Raw genomic sequence first — 5,556 nt, forward strand, 5'->3', positions numbered from 1 at the left:
TACAGCAAGGCAATCGCAATTGATCCGCAGTATTTCATTGCCTACACCAACCGTGGTTATCCCAAGGAGCAATTAGGAGATTATCAAGGAGCAATTGCTGATTACAACAAGGCAATCGCAATTAATCCGCAGTATGACACTGCCTACACCAAACGTGGTAATGCCAAGAGTGATTTAAAGGATTATCAAGGAGCAATTGCTGATTTCAACAAGGCAATCGCAATTAATCCGCAGTATGCCAATGCTTACTTAGAACGTGGTAATGCCAAGGTAAAGTCAGGAGATTTTCAAGGAGCAATTGCTGATTTCAACAAGGCAATCGCAATTAATCCGCAGTATGCCAATGCCTACAGCAATCGTGGTATTACCAAGGGTATGTCTGGCGACATTCAAGGAGCATGTGCTGATATCAGGAGAGCATCATCTCTAGGTGCAAAAATACCGCCTGAAATACAAAGAATGTGTTTTTAATTAGGCAAAGAAATGCAGCAATATGCGATGAGTAAATAAAGCAGCAACAACTCCATAAAACCTAATAAGACCACCTACCCACCCTGAAAAACGTCCTTTGTTTTCGTTTCGCTTACTTGAGTGACTCGCAGGCTTCCCCGTCTTTATCCCGATCAAGATAAGTGTGGCCTTGCCTGAGTAATTCTTGCGCTGCATTCCATGAGCTGATGTCTTTACAGCGATAACGCTTCCCATTGCTATTGCTCTGCCTGCTTTGCCTGTAGTCCCAAGGTCGTTGAATCCCACCAGGAACAGACCAAATTCCAAAACCTGTTGATCGTGCCTTGTTCTCTAGGCGTGAGTAGGTCTGACGATCACACCCTCCGATGTACTGCCAATAAACAAAGGTATTTCCCGATGACACCAACGATTGATTGATGTTGCTGCCAGTACGAATGACTTCCGCAACAGTTCTGCCATAGCGATCTGTTGCCTTAACTCGCAGGCTTACATCCGTCCCAACTGGTAGGAGACTCTTCAGTGCTTGTCTTGCAGTTGTGCCGTATGGCGATTGAGAAGTCTCTGGTGCATCAATGCAGGCAAGACGAACTTTGATTCTTCGGTTGCCTTCAATAACGGTGAGGGTGTCGCCATCACCTATGGAAAGCACTTCTGCTGCATTGGAAGCAACTGGCCACAGAGCAAGAAGCAGAACTAGAAATGCCTTGCTCATACCCGATCCAAGCACTTGTAGAACTCCTTCTCAATATTTGCTGCTTCTGGGGAACTCGCCGGGGCCCCGGATGGTTCAATTCTCGCCATGCCGCCTTCAACGGTGTGAAGCATCTCATTTGGATGGGTGCATTCAGGAAGGGAAGGAATGACCCTTAATGGGGAATGCGCAACCTCAGCGAACCAAGCCAATCTGGTGTCATGAAAACTCTCACCGCTCTGGCAGTAATTTTTGCCACCATTCCTGCAGCCAATGCAAGCGAGGTCGCTCCAGCTATCCATGAGCTGTGCCTGAAGGCAGTTGATTACGCAGGCTGCGTCAGAGCCCAGTCAGGAGAGCCTGATGAGCCTGCATATGTAGGCAACAAGTGCCCTGCCAATCACGCCTACATCGGCGATGGGAAATGCCAGCGCGTCTACTGCGACTGGGTCGGACTCGGTGGCGGTCACCATGAGCCACTGGTCGCGGGCAAGTCCAGCTGGCGCTGCGGAAACAACTACAACTTCTGGAAAGACGAGCTGCAGGTAGGAGTCCTGCGCCTTGGCGCCACCGTGAATGTTGAGCAGAGCAATGACTGCCCATCAGTCCAGCCAAAGATCGGTTGGAACAGCAGCTGCGAACACGCTGCTAAGAACTGGCGAGCCGTTGAAGCAGAAGCGAAAAGACCTAAGTGCGCTGAAAAGCTTCAGCAATACAAATGCAGTTATTCCTCTTATCTAGATGCCAATCCAGGAATGAAGCAATGGGCTGAACTAAATCCAGCTATGGCTGAGAAAGAGCGCATCCGCCTTGAATCAGACCCCTTGAATCGCTAGAGGGGACACTCGAAATCCCTCAAACGGGGAACTTGCGTCTGGCCCCATGGCAGTTGCTCGGATCAACTTGCCGCGAAGTTTTGTAGGTCCAATGAAATTAGAGATTAAGTCTATTTCTTTGCATACTTTTTAAAATCGGATAGCTCCAGGTTTGAGATAATTGGGCAGACTTTATCAGCAAGCATCGTAACCTCCTCCGAATGGGGACCGAAATTTTTGACTGATTTCCATTTGCCTCTAATATTCCCGTCAACATGATGGCCAACGGTTCTCTCTTCGCAGTCAATAACATCTTGATATAAAACCTGCCTAACTCCTCCTGGCCTAGCACTTCGACCTGGGGTCGTGTAAGTAGTAGCTGGAGTTGTAGTGCAACTTATCGTCGAGCCAAGGTCTGAGCAATTTGTTCTAGAACTACCAATTGTGGTTGTTGTTGGCGCAGTGCCAGCACGAGGATCCTGATAATACCTAGATATAATCTCTCTAACTATATACCTATTAGTATCACCCCTGACTAGAACTTTCTTAATTTTTGGCTGTCTGTATAAAACCATCCGCTTGGTTGGCACTGGCTTCATCCACCAACCCTGGATTTGAGGCATGCCAAGAATGTCATTGCCAGACGTGGCATCACACCATTGATTTGGCTTGCATTGGTTGTTTGCTGTTGCTGAGGAAACACCGCTCTTAACACGAATACATCCCTCGTAATCCCTCGCATTTAAGCATTCGCTATGCGAATCTTTCTCTGCTGATATAGACTGGATGTTATTATTTTTGACAGTTTCATTATGGCTAGGCTCAGTGATGTCTTTGAGCAAAGACTCGCTATCCGACAAATTCAGTTCAGTGAACTGCGAACAGTATTCCTTTTCTTCTGTTGTTGCATATTTAGGACTTAGACGCATGGCACCACAATATCCTTGTCGAACCTCATTGAGATCTTTGTTACTTATCTCAGACAATGGAACTCCATTGCTTGAGCTCAAATAACTCCTTAACTTTGTGTTATCTGACAATGTAGACAAGAATGATTCAGCTTTAGCTACTGATAATGGGGCGAGAAACGGGAGGGCTATAACGGCTGGTAAAACAAGTGTTTTGAAATTCATTTTGATTTAGACATGAGGTTTGTTGTTGTTCTTCTAGAGCCACCATTAACGCATAAGTAATGGCTGTTTGCTGCATCTCCCTCTGAACTTCTTCACCATCTCTGAATCAGCCTGGAAATACATCACCTAAACGGGGGAAAGAATCATGTAACTGTTCACCCATCTGGGTGATACGATTGAGTTAGAAAGTGATTAGTTTGAAAACAACTTAAACTAAGTAAATGAAACTCCAAAGAACGGCAATTGCTGCTGCCTTATCGCTGTTGCCTTTAGGACAACCACTGCTACTGGGCACTGTTGGCATCACAACAGCAACCACAGCAGTCGTTCTTCAGCAGACACCAGCAGTTGCCCAGGTCTCGTCTGCTGTTGCCAAGGTCGCCAAGGCAATCACTGTTCGCATAGAAGGTGCCACTCAAGGTTCAGGCGTCCTCGTCAAGAAGGAAGGCAATCGCTACACAGTGCTTACGGCATGGCATGTAGTGGAAGGCAATAGGCCAGGAGAAGAACTAGCGATCTTTACGCCTGATGGGAAGGAACACCAACTAGAGCAAGGCAGTATCCAAAGGTTGGGTGAAGTGGATATGGCAGTGCTCACCTTCTCTAGTGGAGGTGCTTATGAGGTGGCATCTATTGGGGACATCAAAAAGGTCAAATACGACGATCCCATTTATGTGGCAGGTTTTCCTTTAAACAACTCACAAAACCTTCGCTATGAACCAGGTGAGGTAGTTGCCAATGCAGAAGTCGGAATTGATCAGGGGTATCAACTGCTATACGACAACAAAACAGAGAGCGGAATGAGTGGTGGGGTGCTGCTGAATGCTGATGGTGAGTTAGTGGGTCTTCATGGCAGGGGTGAAAGAAATGAACAGTCATCAACAGGAACGGAAATAGCAATAAAAACTGGAGTGAATCAAGGTGTGCCGATTACTTATTACAACCTCTTTGCCAGTGGTGCTCCTGTGGTCGTTAGCAAGACCACTGCAACGACTGCTGATGACTATCTGGCACAGGCAAGAGGATCATCACTTAAGAAAGGAAGAGAGAAGTCTGTTATTCGCCTTGCTGAACAATCATTGAAGTTGAGGGAGAGTGCAGAAGGATATTTTCTTGTTGGCACTAATAAACATAATTTAGGAGATAACCAAGGGGCAATTGCTGATTTCAATAAGGCAATAGAGATTGATCCGCAACTTGCCGGTCCCTACTACAACCGTGGCGTTCTTAAAGGCGAACTAGAAGATTATCAAGGAGCATTTGATGATTATAACAAGGCAATAGAGATTGATCCGCAGCATTTCGAATTCTACAACAACCGTGGTGTTGCCAAGAGCAATTTAAAAGATTATCAAGGAGCAATTACTGATTACAATAAGGCAATAGCAATTAATCCGCAACTTGCCGAGGCATACAGCAACCGTTGTACTGCCAAGAGTGATTTAGGAGATTATCAAGGAGCAATTGCTGATTGCAATAAGGCAATCGTAATTAATCCGCAGGATTCCTTTGCCTACTACAACCTTGGTAATGCCAAGGTAAAGTCAGGAGATTATCAAGGAGCAATTGCTGATTACAGCAAGGCAATCGCAATTGATCCGCAGTATTTCATTGCCTACACCAACCGTGGTTATCCCAAGGAGCAATTAGGAGATTATCAAGGAGCAATTGCTGATTACAACAAGGCAATCGCAATTAATCCGCAGTATGTCAATGCCTATTCTAGTCGTGGTCTTGCCAAGATTGATTTGGGAGATTATCAAGGAGCAATTGCTGATTGCAACAAGGCAATCGCAATTAATCCGCAGTATGCCTTTGCATACACCACCCGTGGTATTGCCAAGGGTCTCTCTGGTGATAAACAAGCAGAAATTGCTGATTTCAACAAGGCAATCGCAATTAATCCGCAGTATGCCAATGCTTATGTTGGTCGTGGTCTTGCCAAGGGTCGCTCTGGTGATCAACAAGGAATGTGTTTGGATTTCAGGAAGGGATCATCATTAGGTAATCAAATTGCGACCAAAGGACTGAACCAGATTTGCCAATAATGAATTGCCTGGTACCGCAATATGCGATGAGGGCATCAAACAACAGCACCCACGCCTGAACTCATAAGAACACCTACCTATACTTCAAGCAGTAGCACCTATCAAATGTCATGCCGCAGAACCGCACTTGCCGCCGCCCTATCTCTTCTGACGCTTGGGCAATCGCTGACAATAGTATCCACTACTGCTATAGCGACTGGTGCGGTGCTGCTTTCAACCCAGGCAGCACATGCTGAAAGTGCTGATGATTATGCAAAGGCAGGTCTTGAGAAACTTCAAAGTGATGACCCTAAAGGAGCAATTGTTGAATACAGCAAGGCAATAAAGATTAATCCTCAGTTTGCCCGTGCCTACCACGACCGTGGTATTGCGAAGGTTCTTTTAGGCGATAATAAAGG

General features: G+C 46.0%; 7 protein-coding genes. 4 read left to right on the forward strand and 3 right to left on the reverse strand.

Annotated features, from left to right (window positions below; translation table 11 throughout):
- On the forward strand, nt 1-471 hold a 471-nt coding region (locus EV12_RS12720), incomplete at its 5' end, for a tetratricopeptide repeat protein (protein WP_036916028.1).
- A gap of 112 nt (nt 472-583) precedes the next feature.
- Here EV12_RS12720 and EV12_RS12725 read toward each other — a convergent pair.
- Both EV12_RS12725 and EV12_RS14415 read right to left on the reverse strand, forming a co-directional pair.
- Nucleotides 584-1,183: a thermonuclease family protein gene (locus tag EV12_RS12725; RefSeq protein WP_036916031.1), complete on the reverse strand. Its 600-nt coding sequence runs from the start codon at nt 1,181-1,183 to the stop codon at nt 584-586.
- A complete protein-coding gene (locus EV12_RS14415) occupies nt 1,180-1,374 on the reverse strand; it encodes a hypothetical protein (protein WP_193742248.1) in 195 nt (64 codons plus the stop codon). Before EV12_RS14415 ends, EV12_RS12725 begins: the two co-directional genes overlap by 4 nt.
- Nucleotides 1,375-1,383: 9 nt before the next feature.
- Between EV12_RS14415 and EV12_RS12730 the strand changes: the two genes are divergently transcribed.
- On the forward strand, nt 1,384-1,998 hold the full coding sequence (locus EV12_RS12730) for a hypothetical protein (RefSeq protein ID WP_241466626.1): 615 nt from the start codon (nt 1,384-1,386) through the stop codon (nt 1,996-1,998).
- 110 nt (nt 1,999-2,108) lie between these two features.
- Here EV12_RS12730 and EV12_RS12735 read toward each other — a convergent pair whose 3' ends face one another.
- Entirely contained in the window at nt 2,109-3,110 is a 1,002-nt protein-coding gene (locus tag EV12_RS12735; RefSeq protein ID WP_036916038.1) for a hypothetical protein, read from the reverse strand.
- A gap of 221 nt (nt 3,111-3,331) precedes the next feature.
- Here EV12_RS12735 and EV12_RS12740 point away from each other — a divergent pair, with 221 nt between their 5' ends.
- Together EV12_RS12740 and EV12_RS12745 are read left to right on the forward strand one after the other, a co-directional pair.
- Nucleotides 3,332-5,158 (forward strand): tetratricopeptide repeat-containing S1 family peptidase, encoded by a 1,827-nt coding sequence (locus EV12_RS12740; protein WP_052039610.1) that lies wholly within the window; start codon nt 3,332-3,334, stop codon nt 5,156-5,158.
- A gap of 105 nt (nt 5,159-5,263) precedes the next feature.
- Nucleotides 5,264-5,556, forward strand: a 293-nt coding sequence (locus EV12_RS12745) for a tetratricopeptide repeat protein (RefSeq protein WP_152563001.1), incomplete at its 3' end; no start/stop codon positions are given.

The sequence above is a fragment of the Prochlorococcus sp. MIT 0701 genome (assembly GCF_000760295.1).
Classification (GTDB): Bacteria; Cyanobacteriota; Cyanobacteriia; order PCC-6307; family Cyanobiaceae; genus Prochlorococcus.